Genomic DNA, 20,087 nt, shown 5'->3' on the forward strand with positions numbered 1-20,087 from the left:
GAGGTGGTTACAGTGCGCGTACTGCGAATCGGTTCGATATTGGGATGCGGCACGCTCCTACTAGTCGCCGGCACCGCCTGTGGCACCGGAGAGCCGGTCGGCCCTCCCACCGTCACAGTCACCGCGACTCCGTCCCCGACGCCGACCTCAACACCAACAGGTGCCAGCGGCGTTGTCCCTGACGTCGTCGGGGTCAACCACCAACTCGCCCAGGACACCATGCAAGCCGCAGGCTTCTTCTACCTCACCGAAGAAGACGCCACCGGCAAGGGCCGCCTCCTCATCAACGACCGCAACTGGGTAGTCGTCTCCCAACTGCCCACCGGCGGCACCCGAGTCCCCCTCACCACCAAAATCCTCCTCCGCTCCAAAAAGATCGGCGAGTAACTGGGTACCCACCAGCGAACGAATCAGGACCGAACAGACATCGGGAAGCAGTTCAAGAAGCGTTCGGCCGCTTCGCGGTTGCCGGACAGCGTGACTTCGCCGGCCTGTTCAGCGTCCAGGAGGCGACGGTCGGTGAACGCGAGGGACTGAAGGGCTGGTGCGTCCACGGTGATGACGGCGTCGGGGTCCGCGACCTCGCCGCGGGCGATCCCGAGCCGCCCCTGGCCGACCTCGACCCGGAACCGGTCGTGACCGACGTCGAGCTGGACTACCGCGTCGAGCCCATCGGCGAGCTCGGCATCGAACGTGGACTTGAGCGCGAAAAACAGCGCATCGGCGCCCAGGTCCGGGTTCGCCTCGTCGACCGGGAGTTCGGCGCCCCACTGCCTGATCGCCGCCAGCACGGGCTCCAGCGCGCGGCCGCGTTCGGTCAGCTCGTACGCCGACGTGCTGCTCGGCGCGAACCTGCGCCGGCGCACGATCTCGGCAGCTTGTGAGCGCACCTGCCGAGGGGAGTCAGGAATGGACGTCGTGAGGTCGAAGGACGGGACGCGGATCGCCTACGAGCGCCGTGGATCGGGGCCGGTGGTCATCCTGGTCGGCGGTGGGCTCGACGACGGTTCGGAGAACGAGCCGCTGGCGGCGGAGCTCGCGCGGCACTTCACCACGTACAACTACGCCCGCCGCGGGCGGGGCGAGAGCGGCGACACGGCGCCGTACGCCCTGCAGCGCGAGATCGAGGACATCGATGCGCTGATCGGCGAGGCCGGCCGGTCGAGCCGTCTCTTCGGCGCCTCGTCGGGCGGCGCACTCGCGCTCGAAGCCGCCGCCTCCGGGCTCGCGGTCGACTCGGTCGCGGTCTACGAGGTGCCGTACATGGCCGACGACGCGATGGTGCGGCACTGGGCGGAGTACGTCGACCAACTGACCGTCCTACTCGCCGACGGGCGGCACGCGGACGCCGTCGAGCTGTTCATGCGGCTCGCGGGATCGTCCGAAGAGGACGTCTCAGGAGCACGCAGCTCATCGTTCTGGCCCGGACTCGAGGTGCTGGCGCCCACCCTGGCGTACGACGCAGCCTGCCTCGGGGACGGGCAGCCACCGGTCGGGCGACTGGCCCGCATCACGCAACCCGTCCTCGTGGCGACCGGCGGGGGACCCGACCCGCACCTCGAAGGTCTGCGGCCCAGCTTCTTCGACGAGGCCGCCGACACGATCGCCGCAGCACTACCGAACGCCGAGCGCCGGACCATCGACGGCGAGACCCACGTCGCTGACCCACAGTCGTTCGCGGCCGTCCTCGAGCACTTCTTCACCTCGAGCGGAGACTTCCGCCAGGTGTCGCTGTAGGTACCTGCGTCCTCGTCCACAGACCTGGCGTTGTTGGGACATGGCGCAGGGACGGCAGGGGTGGACAGGGTGGAACGGGGTGGGGCGGCCGCAGACTCACTCGGAAGAGGTGCTTGCCCCTAACCTCTCGAAGGAGTCCCACCCATGTCCTCCCCGAAGAAACGTGCCGCCATCCTCGCGGCAGTTCTGGTCATCAGTACGACGGCGCTCCCGGCGACCGCTGCTCCACCCGGCTCCGGCCGGGCCACCCCGCGCACCACGGCGGGCCCCGCGTCCGGCGTACAGAAGGTCACGCTGGTCACCGGCGACGTCGTGCAGGTGTCCGACGCCGGCGGTGGGAAGAAGGCCGCCTCGGTGACCCCCGCGCCCGGCCGGGAGCGGATCGCGTTCCACACCATCGAGGTGGACGGCGGGCTGCGCGTCCTGCCGAGTGACGCGGTGCCGTACATCTCCAGTGGCGTCCTGGACGCGAACCTGTTCGACGTGAACGAGCTGATCGCCGACGGCTTCGGCGACTCGACCGCCAGCAGCCTCCCGCTCATCGTGCGGTACGCCGACCAGAGCACCGCCCGCTCCCAGTCACTCGCCGGTACGACGACCGTCCGGCAGCTCCCGTCGATCGGCGCCACCGCGATCCGGGCCGGCAAGGGCGAGCTCACCTCGCTCTGGCAGTCGCTGAAGCCCTCGCAGACGGCTCGCGCGCTCAACAGCGGCATCACCAAGGTGTGGCTGGACGGCAAGGTCAAGGCGGTACTCGACCGGAGCGTGCCGCAGATCGGCGCTCCTGCTGCTTGGCAGGCCGGTTACGAAGGCACTGGCGTCTCTGTCGCAGTGCTGGACACAGGTGTCGACGCCAACCACCCTGACCTTGTCGGCAAGGTCAAGAAGGCCGTGGACTTCTCCGACAGCCCCAGCGGAACTGTCGACCACTTCGGTCACGGCACACACGTCGCTGCGACCATCGCGGGCACCGGAGCCGGTGCGGGCGGCACGCGCAAGGGGGTAGCGCCCAAGGCCGACCTGCTGATCGGCAAAGTGCTCGGTGACGACGGCTACGGCTACGACTCGGGGATCATCGCCGGCATGGAGTGGGCCGCCGCCGAGGGCGCCAAGGTGGTCAACATGAGTCTCGGCGGCGAAGCCACCGACGGCACGGACCCGCTCAGCCAGGCGGTCAACGACATCACCGCTCGCACCGGCATGCTGTTCGTAGTTGCCGCCGGCAACGAGGGCGCGGACCAGACGGTCGGTACGCCGGGCGCCGCCACCTCCGCGCTCACGGTCGGCGCGGTCGACCGGGACGACAAGCTGGCCGACTTCTCCAGTCGCGGACCGCGGCTCGGCGACGGTGGCCTCAAGCCGGAGATCACCGCACCTGGTGTGGACATCGTCGCGGCCCGCGCCGCCGGTACCGAGATGGGCCAGCCGCTGGACGACCTCTACACGGCAGCCTCCGGTACGTCGATGGCCACGCCGCACGTGGCAGGCGCTGCCGCCCTGATGGCTCAGGCACACCCCGACTGGAAGGCAGACCGCCTGAAGGAAGCACTGGTCAGTACCGCGAAGACCGCTGCCGACCAGACCGTCTACGCACAGGGCGCCGGCCGAGTCGACGTGGCTCGAGCCATCTCACAGAAGGTGTTCGCAACTGGCGTGGCCGACTTCGCTCTGGCGAACGAGTCCGCTACCAGGACCGTCACCTACCGGAACGACAGCACCGCACCGGTCACCCTGGACCTCAAGGCCGCAGTGGACAACCTGGACTCGCACACCCCCGAGACCGACGCGTTCACGGTGCCCAGCAGCATCACTGTGCCGGCGGGCGGAAGCACCGACGTACCGGTGGCAGTGGACGCGACCAAGCTCGGCCGTGGTCTCTACAGCGGCTGGATCGTTGCCACTGGCCCCGACGGCATCCTCACGCACACCGCAGTCGGAGCACTGCGCCAGGGACCGAGCCACACGGTCACCCTGCGAGCAGTCGGCCTCGACGGCAAGCCAACCGGCGTACCGGTGGTCTCTCTGTACGGCGAAAACTCGCGGTCCGACACGTTGGCGTGGATCGGTGAGGGTGGCAGCTACGAGGCCGTGGTCGAGGAAGGCACGTACCTGCTGCACTCGCTCGTCGAGAACAACGACCCGCAGGACGAGAAGGTCAGCCTGTTCACCGACCCGAACGTCGTGGTGAACAAGGACATCGAGGTGGTGATCGACGCACGCAAGGCGGTTCCGATCACGATCGAGACGCCCAAGCCGTCGGAGCAGCAGGCAGTGCTGAGCTACTACGTGCACCGCGTGTACGGCAACGGCCGCAGCATCGCTCACGGCGTGATGCACTTCAGCACGGTCAAGCAGGTCCTGGTCACGCCGACCAAGCCGGTCGCCGACGGCAGCTTCGAGTTCTCGTCCCGCTGGCAGCTGGCGGCACCGATCGTGCAGGCGTCCATCCCTGGCGTCTCCGGGCCACTGGACATCAACCTGCTGCACCAGTCGCCGTCCCTGGCCGGCAAGAAGCAATTCCCGCTGACCACAACGGTCGTCAAGGGCGCGATCGCCGTACTGAAGGACAGTGAGGACGGCGACGAGGAGGCGCAGATCGCTGCCGCAGCCCAAGCCGGTGCCGCAGGCGTCATCCTGGTCCGGCCGCCGGACTGGTCGGCCTGGACCGTCTGGAACCCGACCGGCGAGCGCGAACCCATCCCGGCAATGGTCACCACCACCAAGGACGGCCAGAAGCTGATCGACCGGGCCCGCAAGGGCCACGCCACGATCGACCTGATGCTGACCACCTCCAGCCCTTACCTGTACGACGTACAGCAGGTCTCGGCCGGCCGGATCCCCGCGAAGATCACCTACAAGGTGAGTGCCGCGAACAGTGCGCGAGTGACCACCTCGTACGCCGACAACGGTGGCTTCAACTGGGCCAAGGAGCAGCGGTTCGGCTGGCGGCCGTGGCAGACGTACTCCTGGAACGACCAGCAGCGCTTCGTCGAGACTCCGAAGGTCCGCGAGGAGTGGGTGACGACCGGCGACTCGCTCTGGCAGCACCGGGTACACCACCTCTTCACCTGGGACTCGATGAACCCGCTAGCCGGTGGGATGACCTCCGTGCCGCAGTCGTACCGCCCTGGTTCCACCAAGGAGACCTGGTTCGGTCCGGTGGTTCGTCCGGCGGCCGCACCTGGCCTGGTGTCCACCAGGACCGGTGACAGGTTGTCGCTGCGGATCCCGTCGTTCGTGGACGCTGCCGGGCACTACACGGTTGGTGAGACCACGTCTGCTTCGGCAGTGCTGAGCCGAGACGGTCAGGTGGTATCGGAGCTGCCCGATGCCTGGCAGGACGTCATCACGAGCAGCGGCGATTCGGCTTACAAGCTGGACCTGTCGACGGCACGGGTGGATCCGGACGGTGAGTGGAACTGGGGGACCAGTACTCGTACGGTCTGGGACTTCCGGTCCAAGAAGGCCTCGGAGACCACTGCGACCGCGCTGCCGTTGCTGCAGGTGGACTACGAGGTGCCGACGGATCTGAACGGACGGGTGGCAGCACGGCCGCACCTGATCGGATTCAAGGTTCACCAGCAGGCAGGAGTCGCCACGCCTCGTTCTACCTGGCTGCAGGCGCAGGCGTCGTTCGACGAGGGCAAGACGTGGCGGCGGATCGTCACTGTCGGCACCCACGGTCACTACGTCGCCGTAGTACCGGCAGGCAAGGGGACTGTCTCTCTCCGGGTCGTCGCCGGTGACAACATGGGCAACAAGATCAGCCAGACGGTCATCCGGGCCTACGGACTGAAGTGAGCACAGGGCGCGGGCAGGTAGCAGACTGCCCGCGCCCTTGTGTCTACAGCCAGCTTCGCTTAGCTGCTTGGAACGCCAGCCCAGTCCGGGTGTCCACACCGGCCAGCGCCATCATCCGATCGAGTCGGCGTTGCACCGTCCGGCGGCTGATGCCGAGCTGGGATGCAATGGACTTGTCCGGTACTCCGGCAACCATCAGCGACAGCAGGAACCGCTCCGAGTCATCCAGCCCGTCCGAACCCTGCTGCTCTCCGCCCTGCAGCTTCACTGGCGTCGCCTGCTCCCAGTGGCTCTCGAAGAGCGAAAGCAGTGCGTCCAGTAATTGCCCACGGCCTATCACTGCGGCCGTGGGCTCACCGATGCCGAGCTCGTTGTCGCGCACCAATGGGCATACAGCAGTAGCCCGGTCCACGATGGCCAGCCGCACCGGCAAAGTCGGTAGCGTCCGGGCCTCTTCACCCCAACCGACACCTTCGGCAATGCTGTCCAACTCACCAGGCGTCTCCAGCAGAGCCCGCTCGTAAATAGCGCGATACCGTACGCCGCGGCTCAGCGCGCCGTACTCCTCGGTGTTGTCCGCACCCTGCATCGCCAGTGGATTGGCCCGGCAGAACCAGAGGATCTCCTCGCGGGCCGAGTTCTGCAGATCGCGGAGCCGGTCCCGCAGCGGGGCGGCGCCGACGATCACCTCGACCAGATGATGCGCGTCGCGGCGACTCGCGCTGGCCCGGAACTCCTCGCTCAGCGACGCGACGGTCTTGCGCGCAGACTCCAGCGACTCCTGCCGCCGTAACAACGTTGTACCGAGCGCGACGTCAGGCGGCAGCGGGCGAAAGACCGGCTCCTCGCCGGGCTGGATCGCGACCAGCCCCTTGGCCTGCAGCCGCTGCAGCACCTCGTCGGCCTCCTGCTGCGGGAGCTCCGCGACCTCGGCCAGTTCGGCCGACCTGGCGACGGACAACCCGACCAGCAACCGATAGGCCTGCTCCTCGCGGGCGTCCAGCAACCCGTCGTGCATCGTCGCCTCCCCTCCCGTGCTCGAAGCTCAACCTAACCAGGCGATCCAACGCAGTGGCGAGCATTTTCGGCCAAGATCCGGCACATCTGGGCCAACAGGGCTCTCTGGCACTCCTGGCACCGGAGTGCCATCACGAAACCCGCGCAACTCCGTCACTACCGGTGAAGGACGCAATCGCGAGACTCCCGCCCGAGCCGCCATCGAGAGAGAACACCATGCACTGGACTGACTACGCCGGCCTCGTCGGCCTGGCTGCCGCCGCCGTTCTCGCCGCCTGGATGCTGCTGGGCGCGGGCAACACCACTCCACACCGCGGAGACCACCGCCACCCCGGCAGCCATCCCACCGCCCTCACCACCCGCCTAGGCCGCCACCGCGCCCCCGCCGCCCGCATCCTCCGGCGCCTCCATCTGCGGTGACTTGAGTTTGCCGGCCCGGTAGTAGGTCAGTCCGCCGAACGCATACATGCCGAGGCCCAGCGAAGCCATGCCCACAATCACCGGCCACTGCCAGGGCCCGGACACATAGAGCGCGAGGAACCAAGCCTTCGCATCGACATCGTTCAGCTTGAAGACAGCCGGTACTACGGCCTGCGGGATCAACGGGATGGCCCCGAACCCCAGGCAGAGGCCGGCCAACGTGCGTCGCCACGGGGGAAGCTGCTGCAGTTTGCTCGACAGAGACGACGCGGCTGCCTGCTGACCTGGCTGGCGGCCGTGCCGGAGCAGCGTGAGCAACTCAGGACCCCGCTTCTCCAACCGATGGGTGGCCAGCCTGCCGAAGTACCACCAACTGAGTACGCCGGTGGCGAGGCCGATCGGGATACCCCACCACGACCAGGCAATGGCGGCCAGCAATGCGGGAGCACCGGTGAGCGAGATCAGGACGAGCATCACGTAGACGAGGCCCATCGTCTCGCCTTCGTTCTCACCCGAGTTCAAGGGATTGCCGGAGCGCTTGTGAGCATCTGTGGTCGGCACTGGTGAGTAGACCGAGGAGGCAAGGATCAGGCCGGTTGCGCCGCCGAGGACTGCCGGCAGTGTGCTGAGCGCCAGCGGCCAGGCACTGCTCGAGCCGGACCACCAGGTGAGCAGCAGGGTGATCAGCAGGCTCGGAGGACCGAACACGAGCAGGAATGACTGCTGCTTGGCGCGGACGTCGGCTCTGGCCGAACCGGGCGTCATCACCGTCATCCAGAAGGCAGTGCCCTCGGAGCCGTAGAGGTTGGAGAACATCGCGCCGCCCATCACTACGGCAGCGGCGCCGGCCCACGGAAGCATGGCCTTCCAGCCGACCGCGAGCGGCATGAGGCAGAAGAACAATCCATAGGCGATCGCGAAGACCGCGCGGTGCCCGTAGAGCAGGTCCCGGGTCCAGGAGCGAATCTCCTTGGCTCCGGCAGCACCGCCAGCAGTAGCGGCCGACAGTGGGCGACGAACCCGTACGCCGGCGCGCGTCGCCGTCGTACGGCGTACTAGCAGCGCTGACCAGGCGACGAACATCAGTGCGTTGAGTAGCACAAGCCCGGCTAGTGCTACGGCGACCTGCAGCCAGTCGTTTCGTCCGGCGGCCTCTACTGCTGCCAGACCCCAACCAGACGGTGCAATCCGGGCTGCGTGAGCGACAGTCCCCTGCACATCGGTGCTGATGAACGCAGCGATCAATGCCCAGCCCTGCGCCGTGAACGCGAGGATGAACGCGTTGACCAGTGCAGCTATGACCGCGCCGACCCGCACCTGCAGCAGTACGCCGTACACAGCAACTGCCAGCCGCGACGCCAGCACGAATGAGAGCAACTGCAACACCACGGCAGGCAGCGCGATCAACAGCGCTCCGAAGGAGAGCTGACTACCGACCACCACCAGGCAGAGCAGCGCCACGAAGCTCACTGCGGGCGCGAAGCCGGCTAGAGCGGCTGCGAGTAGTCCGCCCGACAAGGTTCGCGGCGGCAGCGGCAGGATGGTGAAGTACTCCGGCTTGAGCGTCTCGTCGCCGCCGCCGGCGAACAGCGGACCGACGATCCAGCCCAGTGCCCAAACAGTCACCGCCACTGCAACCAGGTCGGTGTCACCGCGAGCAGCAATCCAGATGGTTCCACCCGCGAGCACCAGGCCGAGGAACGCACCGCCTGCTACCCACGAGACCCGGTTCTTGTCGCGCAGCGCATGCCGCAGGGCGGCTAGCCGCATCCGGACCAGCGTCTGCGAGGTCGCGTGGATCAGACCGAGAGCCATGCCAGCCCCTCGGCGCCACGGGTCGACGCCCCGACCAGGGACACGAAGGCATCCTCGAGCGATCCGCCTGCCTGCACCTCGGAAATGGTGCCGGAGGCAACCACTTTGCCGTCGGCGACCACCGCGACCCGATCGCAGAGTTGCTCGACCAGCGCCATCACATGACTCGACATCACCACCGAGCCGCCGCCGGCGATGAACCTGTTCAGGATCGTCCGGATGGTCGCCGCCGAGACCGGATCGACCGCCTCGAAGGGTTCGTCGAGCACCAGCAGGCGCGGGGCGTGCAGCAACGCGACCGCGAGCCCGAGCTTCTTCCGCATCCCGGTCGAGTAGCCGATCACCTGCTTGTCGTCCTCGTGATCGAGCTCCAGTACTTCGAGCAGCTCCGTCGTACGGGCGGCGACCTCGCTGGCCGGCAGTCCGCGCAACAGGCCGAGGTAGGTGAGGACCTCGCGACCGGTCAGCCGCTCCGGCATCCCGAGACCGTCCGGGAGCACGCCGACCAGCCCCTTCGCCCGGACCGGCTCGGCCCAGACGTCGACGCCGAAGATCTTCGCCGTACCGGTGTCGGGCCGGAGCAGGCCGACCGCCATCGACAGCGAGGTGGTCTTGCCGGCGCCGTTCGGGCCGAGCAGGCCGAAGAACGAGCCCTGCGGTACTGCGAGGCTGAGGTCGTCCACGGCCTTCTGGGTTCCGAAGGCCTTGCCGAGTCCGAGTAGCTCCAGCGCTTCCATCAGGTGCCTTCCTTCCGCGTCGCGCGGTCGAAGAGGTCGGCGAGCTCCTCGCCGTACGCGGTCAGGTCGAGGTCGTCGCCGCGGCTGAGCAGCGTCGGTACGGCGTCGATCGCGGCCCGGATCGTGGTCGCCATCACCCGGGTGTCGAAGGTGCCGAACTCGCCGGACGCCTGCCCCCAGTGCAGGACCTTCTCGACGTCGGAGATCGCCTGCGAGCCCTGCGCGGCGTACACCCCGTCGTCGGCGCGGATGATCTCCAGCAGCGCCCGCAACGCGTTCGGGTGCAGGCGCATGAACTCCAGGTTGCTGGTGATCAGCGTTCGCAGGCCGTCGGCCGCCGACGGCTGGGCGACGATCCGCGGCTCCATCAGCGCGACCGCCGTCTTGGCGACCTGGTCGACGACGGCCGCGATCAGGCCGGCCTTGTTGCCGAAGTGGTACGAGATCACGCCGACGCTCACGCCTGCCCGCTCGGCGATCCGGGCCATCGATGCCTTGCCGATACCGCTCTCGGCGATCACGTCGATCGCGCAGTCGGCGAGCTGGGCCCGACGGGCCGCTTCGATGAAGGTCTCATTTTCTGTACGCACGTTCAAAAATTAGCACGCATCTTCAGAGGCGGCGTCGAGTATGGTTTGGGAGCGCTCTCACGCCTGTTTGTCTGGAGGGGTTTCATGCCTGAGATCCGGTCGTACCGGCCGACCGATCGAGCCGCCGTCGCCGACATCTGCGTCCGTACGGCGGACAACGGCGGCGACTCCCGATCGCTCTACCCCGACCTCGACCTGATGCCGAGCATCTTCGCGTTCCCGTACGTCGACCTCGAGCCGGAACTCGCCTTCGTTCTGGACGACGGCGAGCGGGCGGTCGGCTACGTCATCGGCTGCGCGGCCACCCCGTCCTTCGCCCGCCGCTGGCGAATCGACTGGCTGCCCCGTGTACCGCAGTACGGGCCGTTGACCGGACCACCCGAGACACCGACCGAACAGATGATCGGCCTTCTCCACAACCCCGAACGACTTGTCATCCCCGAGGTCGCGGACTACCCCGCGCACCTCCACATCGACCTACTCCCGGAGTACCAAGGCGCCGGCCACGGCCGAGCCCTGATGACCCGCCTGCTCAACACCCTTGCCGCCAAGGGCGTCCCCGCCATCCACCTCACCATGCTCACTGCGAACACTCCGGCCCGAGCCTTCTACGACCGCCTCGGCTTCCACCACATCCCGGTCCCCGGCGCCGACATCGTCACCTACCTCGGCCGCAGCACGAGCGTTTAGACCGTGGTGCGGTTGGTGGAGCGGGGGTCGGTGACTCGGCGGGTTTTGTAGAGGTCGCCTTTGAGGGCGGTGGTGCGCCAGGGGCGGGCCAGGTGGAGGGGGATGTGCAGGGACGGGTCGTCGCGGTTGAGGTCGGCGATGACCAGGTCGGCGGCCGACACCAGGGCCGCGTAGGTGCCGGCGGGGGTGATCAGGCCCGAAGGCATCAGGTGGTGGGTCTGGGCGGGCAGCGACATGGCGATCCAGTAGGCGTTGATCGCGGCGTACGCGCGGGCCTTGACCTCGAAGATCGAGTCGACCGGATACGCCGAGAGCAGCAGGCACTCGACGCCGAGGCGTTCGTACTCCGAGAAGAGGTGCGGGAAGTTGATCTCGACGCAGATCATCAGGCCGAACCGGTAACCGTCGACGTCGAAGACGACCGGCTCGAAGCCGGGGCTGTAGTACTGCGTGATCTCGGTCTGCGAGCAGAAGCGCTTGTCGTACCGGTCGACGATCTTGCCCGTGTCGGAGATCACGTAGAGGCTGTTGTGCGGCCGGTTCGGCGGGGTGAGCGGGTGCGCGGAGCCGAGGACGACCCAGAGTTTCAGCTTCGCGGCAAGCGCCATGATCTGCTCGAGCTCGTCGCGGACCGCGGCCCAGTCGACGTCGGCCCAGTCCTGGATCTGCTCCTTGGCATAGCCCGAGAGCAGCCCCTCCGGGAACTGCACCAGCCGGGCCTTCCCGGCCGCCGCCTGCTTCATCAGCCGCCGAACCTCGGCCCCGTTCTTCCGCGCGTCAGCCGTGATCTCCGGCTGGGCGATCGCAATCCGTATCCCCGTCATCACTCAACGATCGCAGGCCGCACCGACAGAAACAGAATCGGGCAAAGAAAAAACTCCCGGCCAGAGATCTGAGGGATCAGGCGTCGAGGGTGATGACGACCTTCACGTCGTCGTCCCGAGCGGTGAAGGCCTCCGCGAAACGTTCCAGCGGAACCCGCCTGCTGATCAGCCGGGACAGCCAGCCGGTGTCGGCCTTGGCCAGTGCATCCGCGGCGGCGGCGTAGTGCGCGAGGTTGGCGTTGACGGAGCCGATGATGACGTCGTTCTCCAGCACGATGTCGCGGTTGAGCGAACCCGCGTCGATGGTGAGCGGACGACCGACCGACGACACCCCGGTGAGGCAGACGACGCCGTACGGCGCGGTGTGGGCCGCGGCACCGAAGATCACCGGGCCGGCGCCGGTGGCCTCGATGACGACGTCGGGCTTGAGGTCGGCAGCCACGTCGTTGATGTCACCGTGGTGGTAGGTGGCGCCGAGGTCTCCGACCAGCGCCGGTTTCGGACCGCCGGTGACGCGGTCGAGGACGTGCACCTCGAGGCCACGCTGCACACCGAGCAGGGCGGCCAGGAGGCCGATGGGACCGGCGCCGGTGACGAGTGCGGTAGTGGGTTCGAACCAGGCTCGGGCGCCTACTTTGCCGACCTCGTCCCACGCTTTGGCGACGACGCTGGTCGGCTCCATCAGCATTCCGACATCGGCCAGACGCGGATCGAGCTTGACGGCGTAATCCGCCTCGACGGACCACTGCTCTGCCGCGTAGCCGTCGATCTCCTTGATACCGCGCTCGGTGTAGCGCCCGTTGCGGCACATGTCGAACTGTCCGTGGGCACAGGCTCCGCAGGGCACCGGATCGGGGCGCCGGACGACACCGACGACCAAGTCTCCGGTGCTGAAGGCGCTCCCGGGTGGAGCAGTGCGCACCCGGCCGAGGGACTCGTGCCCGACGACGAGCCGGTCATGTCCAGGTGGCGCCCAGCCGTACTCGCCGGCGGCGATCTCCTTGTCGGTGCCGCACACCCCGACGGCAAGCCCGTCGACGAGCAGGTCACCGTCGCCGGGCTGCGGGTCAGGCACGTCGGAGACGGCCAAGGAGTCCTTCTGCAGCGGGGTCACGGTCAGGGCGCGCATCAGTACTCACCTTTCGGAGGATGGCGGGCTGGAGAACAGGTGCCGAGCGGCATTGACCAGGCCGACGTGGCTGAATGCCTGGGGAGTGTTCCCGAGCTGCCGCCCGGTCGCCGGGTCGTACTCCTCGCTCAGCAGGCCGAGGTCGTTGCGCAGATTCACGAGCCGTTCGAACAGCTCCTGGGCTTGCTGTTGGCGGCCGATGCCGAACAGTGCTTCGGCCAGCCAGAACGTGCAGGTGATGAACGCGCCTTCGGTGCCCGGCAGGCCGTCGACGTTGCCGTCGGCCTGCGGCTGGTAGCGCAGCAAGAAACCGTTGTGGCACAGCTCGCGCTGCACCGCATCAACAGTTCCGGCTACCCGCGGGTCGTCCCACGGCAGGAACCCCACCCGGGGAATCAGCAGTAGCGCCGAATCCAGCCCATGGGAACCGTAGAACTGGGTGAACGTGTTGCGGTCGGCGTCGAACCCGCGTTCACAGACCTCGGCATGGATGGCGTCGCGGGTCGCGCGCCACCGGTCGACGGGACCGTCGAGGCCGAACCGCTCGATCGCCTGGACGGCCCGGTCCACGCCGGCCCAGGCCATCACCTTCGAGTGCACGAAGTGCCGGCGGTCGCCGCGGACCTCCCACAGCCCGTTGTCCGGATCCGCCCAGTGGCCTTCCAGATAGTCCAGCAACGCCCGCTGCAGATCCCACGCATCCTCCTCGACCGCCAGTCCGGCCGACCGGGCCTCGTGCAACCCGTCGAGAACCTCGCCCCAGACGTCGAGCTGGAACTGTCCGGAGGCGGCATTGCCGATGCGGACGGGAGTCGCGCCCTCGTAACCCGGCAGCCAGTCCAGCTTGTACTCCGGCAGGCGCCGCGTTCCGTCGATGCCGTACATGATCTGAAGGTCTGCTGGATCACCGGCAGCCGCCCGGAGCAGCCACTCCCGCCACGCCTTCGCCTCTGCGACGAAGCCCGTTCCCAGCAGCGCCTGCAAAGCAAAGGTTGCATCCCGCAACCAGCAGTACCGGTAGTCCCAGTTCCGTGGGCCGCCCCACTGCTCGGGTAGAGACGTGGTGGCGGCGGCGACGATCCCGCCGGTCGGCGCGTAGGTCAAGGCCTTGAGCACGATGAGGGAACGGCGTACCACCTCGTCCCACCGGCCCTTGTACTGGAAACCGCGCATCCATGAGGTCCAGAACGCTTCCGTGTCGGCAAGGGCCTTGTCCGGGTCGACCGCTTGCGGTGTCGGTTCGTGTGACGGCCGGTACGTCAGAACGAACGGCACTCGCTCGCCGGCCGCCACCGAGAATTCGCCGTACGACGTGAAGTCCTCGCCGTGCAGCTGGACCGGAGTGCGGAGCCACACTGCATCGGGACCTGCTACTGCGGCGAGCTGCCCGTCCAGGTGCCGCACCCAGGGCACGATGCGCCCGTAGTCGAAACGCAACCTCAGGGCCGTTCGCATCGGCACCCGGCCGCTGAGACCCTCCACGACGCGAACGACGTCGGCTGCCTGCCCGCGCGGCGGCATCGTGTCGGTCACCCGCACCGAGCCTTCTGGGGTGTCCCACTCCGTCTCCAGAATGAGCGAATCGCCGCGGTACCGGCGGCGCGTGCACAGGCCTCCGGCCGCCGGCGCGAGGCGCCAGAAACCTGCCTGCTCGTCACCCACCAGCGCGGCGAAACAGGCCCCGGCGTCGAAGCGTGGCAGGCACAGCCAGTCGATGGACCCGTCCCGGCCCACCAGCGCCGCGGTGTGCAGGTCGCCGATGAGCCCGTAGTCCTCGATCCGTAGCGCCACCGCGACATCTCCTCGCCAGCCGATCTCCGCGGACTTTGTCCCGAGTACCCGTGGCCTGGACATCTATGCCGCGGCCCGGCCCGAAGGCGGTCAGCGCCGGATGTGACGCGACAGCCGCCGGACCGCCCGCAGACCCAGTACGCCGGCGGCTATCCACGGCCAGCTGACGACCACGAGGTCGAGCGGCTGGTGCTTGAGATCAGCACGCTTCTGGCCGCGCCGCGAGCGGATGCCGTGGTACTTGAACTCCGCCACGACTCCTGTTTCCGCGATCAGGTTGTCGGGGTGCCGGGTGGCGAAGGAACGGACGGTACTGCCGAAGGCATCGACCCGGTCGGCACCGAGCAGGAGCAGCCAGTGCGCGGCGCGTCCTTCGCTGTACCGGCGGTAGGCGAACTTGCGGATCGCTCCGGAGACACCGTGCGGCGGGCACGACGTACCGAAGACCGGGGTGACGAACGCGTGCTCGTTCGACCGCTCGCGTGGCCAGTGCTCCGGCTGTCGCTCGGGGAAGTCCCAGACCGCGCCGTACGGGTGTGGATCGTAGACCTCCTTGGGGACGGCGGGGCGGACGCTGGGATCGAGGTCGGCTCCCCAGCCCGGGATCCGGGCGCGAAGCTGTGCGCTGGACTCAGCGATCGGAGGACGCTCGGAGGTGTAAGTCATCTCGGACTCCTGTCGGTCACGCGGCGGTCGGGACGATGAGCGGTTTGATGCAGCCGTCGAGCTTGGCCGAGAAGAGGTGATAGCCCTCGGCGATGTGCTCGAGCGGAATGCGGTGGGTGATCAGCTCCGTGGGCCTCAGGTAGCCGTTCTGGATGTGCTCGAACAGCCGCGGCCATTGCCGCTTCACCGGGCACTGGTTCATCCGCAGCGTCAGGCCCTTGTTCATCGCGTCGCCGAACTTGACCGCGCTGAACATCGGACCGTAGGCACCCATCACCGAGACGGTGCCGCCCTTGCGGACCGAGTCGATCGCCCAGTTCAGGGCGATCGGCGAACCGCCCTGCAGCTTGAGCTTCGCCGAGGTGATGTGCTGGAGCAGGTTGCCGTCTGCCTCCGCGCCGACCGCGTCGATCGCCACGTCGGCACCGAGGTGGTCGGTGAGTTTCTTCAGCAGCACCACGATGTCGGCGTGTTCGGCGAAGTTGTACGTCTCGGCGTGGGCGAACGTCCGGGCCTTGGCCAGCCGGTAGTCCAGATGGTCGATCACGATCACCCGGCCGGCGCCCATCAGCCAAGCCGATGCCGCGGCGGTCAGGCCGACCGGGCCGGCGCCGAAGACCACCACCACGTCGCCTTCGGCGATATCGCCGAGTTGCGCACCGAAGTACCCGGTCGCTACCGCGTCGGTCAGCAGCACCGCGGTGTCGTCGTCCATCCAGTCCGGCACGATGCTCGGCCCGACGTCGGCGAACGGCACCCGGACGTACTCCGACTGGCCACCGTCGTACCCGCCGCAGGTGTGCGAATATCCGTAGATCCCGCCGACCGCGGTCGCGTTGGGATTGACGTTGTGGCAGTTGGCGAACAGACCGCGGGCGCAGAAGTAGCAGGTCCCGCAGAAGATGTTGAAGGGCACCATGACCCGGTCGCCCGGCTGCAGGGTCCGGACCGCCGGACCGACCTCGTCGATCACGCCGACGAACTCGTGCCCGAACGTCATCCCGACCCGGGTGTCCGGCATCATCCCGTGGTACAGGTGCAGGTCCGAGCCACAGATCGCGGCTCGGGTGACCCGGACGATCGCGTCGCCCGGATGTTCGATCCGGGGCCGTTCCTTCTCCTCGACCCGGATCCGGTAGGGACCCCGATAGACCATCGCACGCATGGACAGCTCCCTTCGAACCGCTCTCCGACGAGTCAGCAGGTGAGCCCGAGGTACCCCGCTGACCGGCTCGTATGCGAGCTGAAGCCGCAGGGTTACAGGGACCCGCCGGGGTATCGGCGAACGTCCGGACGCGGCCGCCAAGGGTTCTGAAGAAGCGACCGTGCTGGGCTTTGTGCTCACCCTGATCGCCCTGGCGGTGCTGGGTGCCTCCGGCTGGCTGGGCGGCAAGCTCGCCTACACCTACGGCGTTCGGGTCGCCGACGAAACAACCCAGAACAAGGGCTTCTCCCAGTGAGTCGATGATCCCGCCGGCTCAGCGGAGCCGGCGGCGGGACTTGCGCGGCCGGGTGAGGATCAGAGCGCTGTGCGCTTCGACCGTGATCGGACTGCCCGCCTTGTACTCCGTGCCGCCATCAGCCCCGGTTGGTTTCGTGGCGTCGACCGCCACCGCCCACGACTTGCCGTGCTCCTTGGCCGGCAGCCTGAAGTTCCTCGGCTGATCGCCACTGTTCAGCAGGATCAGGAACGAGTCGTCGACCACCGGCTCGCCGCGAGGGTCCGGCTCGGAGATCGCGTCACCGTTGAGGAAAACGGCGATCGCGTTGCCGCCGCGAAGCCAGTCGTCTTCCTGCATCTCGGCGCTTTCCGGGGTCAGCCAGACAAGATCGCGGACTCCGTCGACATCGGTGTCGCCGTGGAAGAACCGGCGACGGCGCAGTACGGGATGGTTGTTGCGTAGCTCGACCAGCCGGCTGGTGAACTCCAGCAGCTCCTTCTGCTCCTCGGTCAGATCCCAGTTCACCCATGCAAGCTCATTGTCCTGGCAGTAGACGTTGTTGTTGCCCGACTGGGTCCGGCCCAGCTCGTCGCCGTGCGCAAGCATCGGCACGCCCTGCGAGATCAGCAACGTGGTCAAGAAGTTCCGCTGCTGCTTGGCCCGCAACTCGAGCACCGCGGGATCATCGGCCGGGCCCTCGACACCACAGTTCCACGAACGGTTGTGGCTCTCCCCGTCGTTGCCGCCTTCACCGTTCGCCTCGTTGTGTTTGTCGTTGTACGAGACCAGATCACGCAACGTGAACCCGTCATGTGCCGTGATGAAGTTGATACTCGCCAATGGGCGACGGCTGTCGTCCTGATAAAGATCTGACGATCCTGTCAGCCGGGAGGCGAACTCGGCCAAGGTGTACTCCTCACCCCGCCAGAAATCCCGCACGGTGTCGCGATACTTACCGTTCCACTCCGTCCACAACGGCGGGAAATTGCCCACTTGGTAGCCGCCGTCGCCGACATCCCAGGGCTCCGCGATCAGCTTCACCTGGCTGACCACCGGGTCCTGCTGGACCAGGTCGAAGAACGCCGACAGCCGGTCCACCTCGTGGAACTGCCGCGCGAGGGTAGCGGCAAGGTCGAACCGGAACCCGTCCACGTGCATCTCGGTCACCCAGTACCGCAGCGAGTCCATGATCAGCTGCAGCACATATGGGTGCCGCATCAGCAGGCTGTTCCCGGTGCCGGTGGTGTCGTAGTAATGCGACCGGTCCTCATCGACCAACCGGTAGTACGCCGCGTTGTCGATGCCCTTGAACGACAGCGTCGGACCGAACTCGTTCCCCTCGGCGGTGTGGTTGTAGACCACATCGAGGATCACCTCGATATCCGCCTCGTGCAGCGCCTGCACCATCGTCTTGAACTCGGTCACCTGCTGACCACGGCTACCCAACGACGAATAGGCGTTGTGCGGCGCGAAGAAACCGATCGTGTTGTACCCCCAGTAGTTCGACAGCCCGCGCTCCTGCAGATGACCGTCCTGGGCGAACTGGTGCACCGGCATCAGTTCGATCGCACTGACTCCCAACTGCTTGAGGTGATCGATGATGACGGGATGCCCGATCCCGGCGTACGTGCCACGGATCTCCTCCGGTAGACCCGGATGGGTCTTGGTCAGTCCCTTCACGTGAGCCTCGTAGATCACCGTCTCGTGATAGGCATGGCCGGGCGGACGGTCGTTGCCCCAATCGAAGAACGGGTTCGTGACCACCGACAACATCGTGTGCTCGCGATTGTCCATCGTGTTCAACTCGGCCGGGTTCCCGAAGCGGTAGCTGAACAACGACTCGTCACCGTCGAGTTCGCCGTCGATCGCCCGCGCATAGGGATCCAGCAGCAACTTGGAAGGGTTACACCGATGCCCTTCGGCGGGGTTGAACGGACCGTGCACCCGGAACCCGTACCGCTGGCCCGGCTGCACCGCCGGCAGATAGCCATGCCAGACGAAACCGTCCACTTCCGTGAGCCGAACAAGCTGCTCGGTACCGTCGTCCGCGATCAGCGCCAGCTCGACGCGTTCGGCCACCTCCGAGAACAGCGCGAAATTCGTTCCGGCGCCGTCGTACGTCGCCCCCAACGGATACCTTCGACCAGGCCAAACATTCATACCTGGCGGTTCCCTCCAGCGCCGCGCCGAACCGTCCGTCTCACCAGCTGACACAACCCGGTAGTCCTACAGCGGGAAGGTTTCGCCGCGGGCCGGCGTCGCGACCTGCCAGCGGTCCGGGCTGGTCCGGACGCGGTCCAGGAAATCCGACAAAGGTGACCGCATCACGCGGTAGTCGTCGTAGTGAACCGGGATCGCCAGCCGCGGACGAACCCGTTCCAGGAAGTCCAGGCCCTGAGGACCGTCCATGGTGACCGTGGCGAAGAGGATCCTGGTACCGCCCAGGTGCAGCACCGCCACGTCGATATCGGGATGTCGTTCCCGGATCTCGTCCAGATGGTCACCGGTGAGCGTGTCGCCGCTCAGGTAGATCCGTCGCTGGACCTCGCCATCGACCCGATGGGTCAGCAATGACCCCATCACCGGTGGCAGCAGTTTCGCCATCACCCCGCGGCCGTGGATGCCGGGCAGCGCCTCGACCGTCAGTGACTCGTTGCCGTGGTGGTGCTCGGAGCGTTCCCACACCGGCAGCCCTTCGGCGGCGAAGCCCCAGCGACGCAGCCGCTGTGCTGCCGGCTCGGTGGTGACCAGTGGCACCGACCGATCGAGCCGCCGGCGGGCGACCCGGTCGAAGTGGTCGCCGTGCAGGTGTGAAAGCACGACGACATCCAGCCCTGGCAGCTCTTCCGGCTGCAGGGCAGGCTCCTTCAGCCGCCGGCTCCACAGCCCCTTGCCCAGGTACGCCCGCTGCCCCTGGTGCAGGAAATTCGGGTCGGTGAGCACGGTGAACGACCCCACCCGGATCAGCGTCGTCGCGTTACCGACGAAGGTCAGTGAGTCCACTATCCCGTTCCACAATCCCTGCCGGTCGGCATCAGGGCCGGGAGTCGGCGGGTGGGTCGGTGTCGATGTCGCGGATCTTGGTGTGTTCAGTGGTGTGCGGAGCGGTCTCTCCGGAGCCCGGCTCGGTAGCTGATTTGGCTGCCCCGGACGCACCCCACCCGACGGCAAAGAGTGTCCAGAGCAAATAACCGACGGCCAGCAGGACGACGATCATCAGTGGAATCCACAGTACGGCGCCCATCAGAACCTCCCGGTAGGACAGTGATCGGTTGACCGGGCCCCCGGTACCCGCGTCGTCGAGCGGAACACGCTCTATCTCAGCTACCTCAACCATTCCAGCGGAGCAGGGCTGCGGCCGGCGCACCGCCGAGGGCCGCGCGTCAGCCGTGATCTCCGGCTGGGCGATCGCAATCCGTATCGCCGTC

Annotated in this window: 19 protein-coding genes; 6 read left to right on the top strand and 13 right to left on the bottom strand. The window is 67.4% G+C overall.

Annotated elements, in window-relative coordinates:
* Nucleotides 1–12: 12 nt before the first annotated feature.
* Entirely contained in the window at nucleotides 13–387 is a 375-nt protein-coding gene (locus tag ABZ004_RS35410) for a PASTA domain-containing protein (RefSeq protein WP_355685920.1), read from the top strand.
* Nucleotides 388–410: 23 nt separating this feature from the next.
* Here the strand turns inward: ABZ004_RS35410 and ABZ004_RS35415 are convergent, their stop codons facing one another.
* Nucleotides 411–890, bottom strand: a complete 480-nt coding sequence (locus tag ABZ004_RS35415) for an alkyl sulfatase C-terminal domain-containing protein (protein WP_355685921.1) — start codon at nucleotides 888–890, stop codon at nucleotides 411–413.
* Between the two features lie 19 nt (nucleotides 891–909).
* On the opposite strand from ABZ004_RS35415, the gene ABZ004_RS35420 reads away from it, so the two are divergent.
* Together ABZ004_RS35420 and ABZ004_RS35425 are read left to right on the top strand one after the other, a co-directional pair.
* Nucleotides 910–1,737 (top strand): alpha/beta hydrolase, encoded by an 828-nt coding sequence (locus ABZ004_RS35420; protein ID WP_355685923.1) that lies wholly within the window; start codon nucleotides 910–912, stop codon nucleotides 1,735–1,737.
* Nucleotides 1,738–1,881: 144 nt separating this feature from the next.
* Entirely contained in the window at nucleotides 1,882–5,538 is a 3,657-nt protein-coding gene (locus tag ABZ004_RS35425) for a S8 family serine peptidase (RefSeq protein WP_355685924.1), read from the top strand.
* Nucleotides 5,539–5,581: 43 nt separating this feature from the next.
* On the opposite strand, the gene ABZ004_RS35430 is transcribed toward ABZ004_RS35425, so the two are convergent.
* On the bottom strand, nucleotides 5,582–6,556 hold the full coding sequence (locus ABZ004_RS35430) for a helix-turn-helix domain-containing protein (protein WP_355685926.1): 975 nt from the start codon (nucleotides 6,554–6,556) through the stop codon (nucleotides 5,582–5,584).
* Nucleotides 6,557–6,771: 215 nt separating this feature from the next.
* Here ABZ004_RS35430 and ABZ004_RS35435 point away from each other — a divergent pair, with 215 nt between their 5' ends.
* Nucleotides 6,772–6,975 (top strand): hypothetical protein, encoded by a 204-nt coding sequence (locus ABZ004_RS35435; RefSeq protein ID WP_355685928.1) that lies wholly within the window; start codon nucleotides 6,772–6,774, stop codon nucleotides 6,973–6,975.
* On the opposite strand, the gene ABZ004_RS35440 is transcribed toward ABZ004_RS35435, so the two are convergent.
* Genes ABZ004_RS35440 through ABZ004_RS35450 form a run of 3 tightly spaced genes read right to left on the bottom strand, consistent with a single transcriptional unit; the run spans nucleotide 6,919 to nucleotide 10,117 of the window.
* Nucleotides 6,919–8,790, bottom strand: coding sequence for a hypothetical protein (locus ABZ004_RS35440; protein ID WP_355685930.1), 1,872 nt, complete (start codon nucleotides 8,788–8,790; stop codon nucleotides 6,919–6,921). The two genes, ABZ004_RS35435 and ABZ004_RS35440, sit on opposite strands and share 57 nt — an antisense overlap.
* Nucleotides 8,775–9,527, bottom strand: a complete 753-nt coding sequence (locus ABZ004_RS35445; RefSeq protein WP_355685932.1) for an ABC transporter ATP-binding protein — start codon at nucleotides 9,525–9,527, stop codon at nucleotides 8,775–8,777. The genes ABZ004_RS35440 and ABZ004_RS35445 overlap by 16 nt, the downstream gene beginning before the upstream one ends.
* Nucleotides 9,527–10,117, bottom strand: a complete 591-nt coding sequence (locus ABZ004_RS35450) for a TetR/AcrR family transcriptional regulator (RefSeq protein ID WP_355685934.1) — start codon at nucleotides 10,115–10,117, stop codon at nucleotides 9,527–9,529. Before ABZ004_RS35450 ends, ABZ004_RS35445 begins: the two co-directional genes overlap by 1 nt.
* Nucleotides 10,118–10,201: 84 nt before the next feature.
* On the opposite strand from ABZ004_RS35450, the gene ABZ004_RS35455 reads away from it, so the two are divergent.
* The gene (locus ABZ004_RS35455) at nucleotides 10,202–10,807 is read left to right on the top strand and encodes a GNAT family N-acetyltransferase (protein WP_355685935.1); all 606 of its coding nucleotides are present in this window, start codon (nucleotides 10,202–10,204) and stop codon (nucleotides 10,805–10,807) included.
* Here the strand turns inward: ABZ004_RS35455 and ABZ004_RS35460 are convergent.
* The 5 genes from ABZ004_RS35460 to ABZ004_RS35480 form a co-directional block, all read right to left on the bottom strand.
* Nucleotides 10,804–11,631, bottom strand: coding sequence for a carbon-nitrogen hydrolase family protein (locus ABZ004_RS35460; protein ID WP_355685937.1), 828 nt, complete (start codon nucleotides 11,629–11,631; stop codon nucleotides 10,804–10,806). The two genes, ABZ004_RS35455 and ABZ004_RS35460, sit on opposite strands and share 4 nt — an antisense overlap.
* 76 nt (nucleotides 11,632–11,707) lie before the next feature.
* Nucleotides 11,708–12,760 carry a glucose 1-dehydrogenase gene (locus ABZ004_RS35465; protein ID WP_355685939.1) on the bottom strand — a complete coding sequence of 351 codons (1,053 nt, stop codon included), beginning with the start codon at nucleotides 12,758–12,760 and terminating at the stop codon, nucleotides 11,708–11,710.
* Between the two features lie 6 nt (nucleotides 12,761–12,766).
* On the bottom strand, nucleotides 12,767–14,551 hold the full coding sequence (locus ABZ004_RS35470) for a glycoside hydrolase family 15 protein (protein WP_355685941.1): 1,785 nt from the start codon (nucleotides 14,549–14,551) through the stop codon (nucleotides 12,767–12,769).
* Nucleotides 14,552–14,641: 90 nt separating this feature from the next.
* Nucleotides 14,642–15,217: a hypothetical protein gene (locus ABZ004_RS35475; protein WP_355685943.1), complete on the bottom strand. Its 576-nt coding sequence runs from the start codon at nucleotides 15,215–15,217 to the stop codon at nucleotides 14,642–14,644.
* Nucleotides 15,218–15,233: 16 nt separating this feature from the next.
* Complete coding sequence (locus tag ABZ004_RS35480) at nucleotides 15,234–16,382, bottom strand: zinc-dependent alcohol dehydrogenase (RefSeq protein WP_355685945.1); 1,149 nt, start codon at nucleotides 16,380–16,382, stop codon at nucleotides 15,234–15,236.
* Between the two features lie 112 nt (nucleotides 16,383–16,494).
* Between ABZ004_RS35480 and ABZ004_RS35485 the strand changes: the two genes are divergently transcribed.
* Nucleotides 16,495–16,677 (top strand): DUF2231 domain-containing protein, encoded by a 183-nt coding sequence (locus tag ABZ004_RS35485; RefSeq protein ID WP_355685999.1) that lies wholly within the window; start codon nucleotides 16,495–16,497, stop codon nucleotides 16,675–16,677.
* 18 nt (nucleotides 16,678–16,695) lie between these two features.
* Here ABZ004_RS35485 and glgX read toward each other — a convergent pair whose 3' ends face one another.
* The 3 genes from glgX to ABZ004_RS35500 form a co-directional block, all read right to left on the bottom strand.
* Entirely contained in the window at nucleotides 16,696–18,819 is a 2,124-nt protein-coding gene (glgX, locus tag ABZ004_RS35490; RefSeq protein WP_355685947.1) for a glycogen debranching protein GlgX, read from the bottom strand.
* Nucleotides 18,820–18,885: 66 nt separating this feature from the next.
* Nucleotides 18,886–19,662 (bottom strand): MBL fold metallo-hydrolase, encoded by a 777-nt coding sequence (locus tag ABZ004_RS35495; protein ID WP_355685949.1) that lies wholly within the window; start codon nucleotides 19,660–19,662, stop codon nucleotides 18,886–18,888.
* Nucleotides 19,663–19,693: 31 nt separating this feature from the next.
* Nucleotides 19,694–19,903 carry a hypothetical protein gene (locus ABZ004_RS35500; protein WP_355685950.1) on the bottom strand — a complete coding sequence of 70 codons (210 nt, stop codon included), beginning with the start codon at nucleotides 19,901–19,903 and terminating at the stop codon, nucleotides 19,694–19,696.
* Nucleotides 19,904–20,087: the final 184 nt, after the last annotated feature.

The organism is Kribbella sp. NPDC006257 (genome assembly GCF_040613535.1).
Classification (GTDB): Bacteria; Actinomycetota; Actinomycetes; order Propionibacteriales; family Kribbellaceae; genus Kribbella.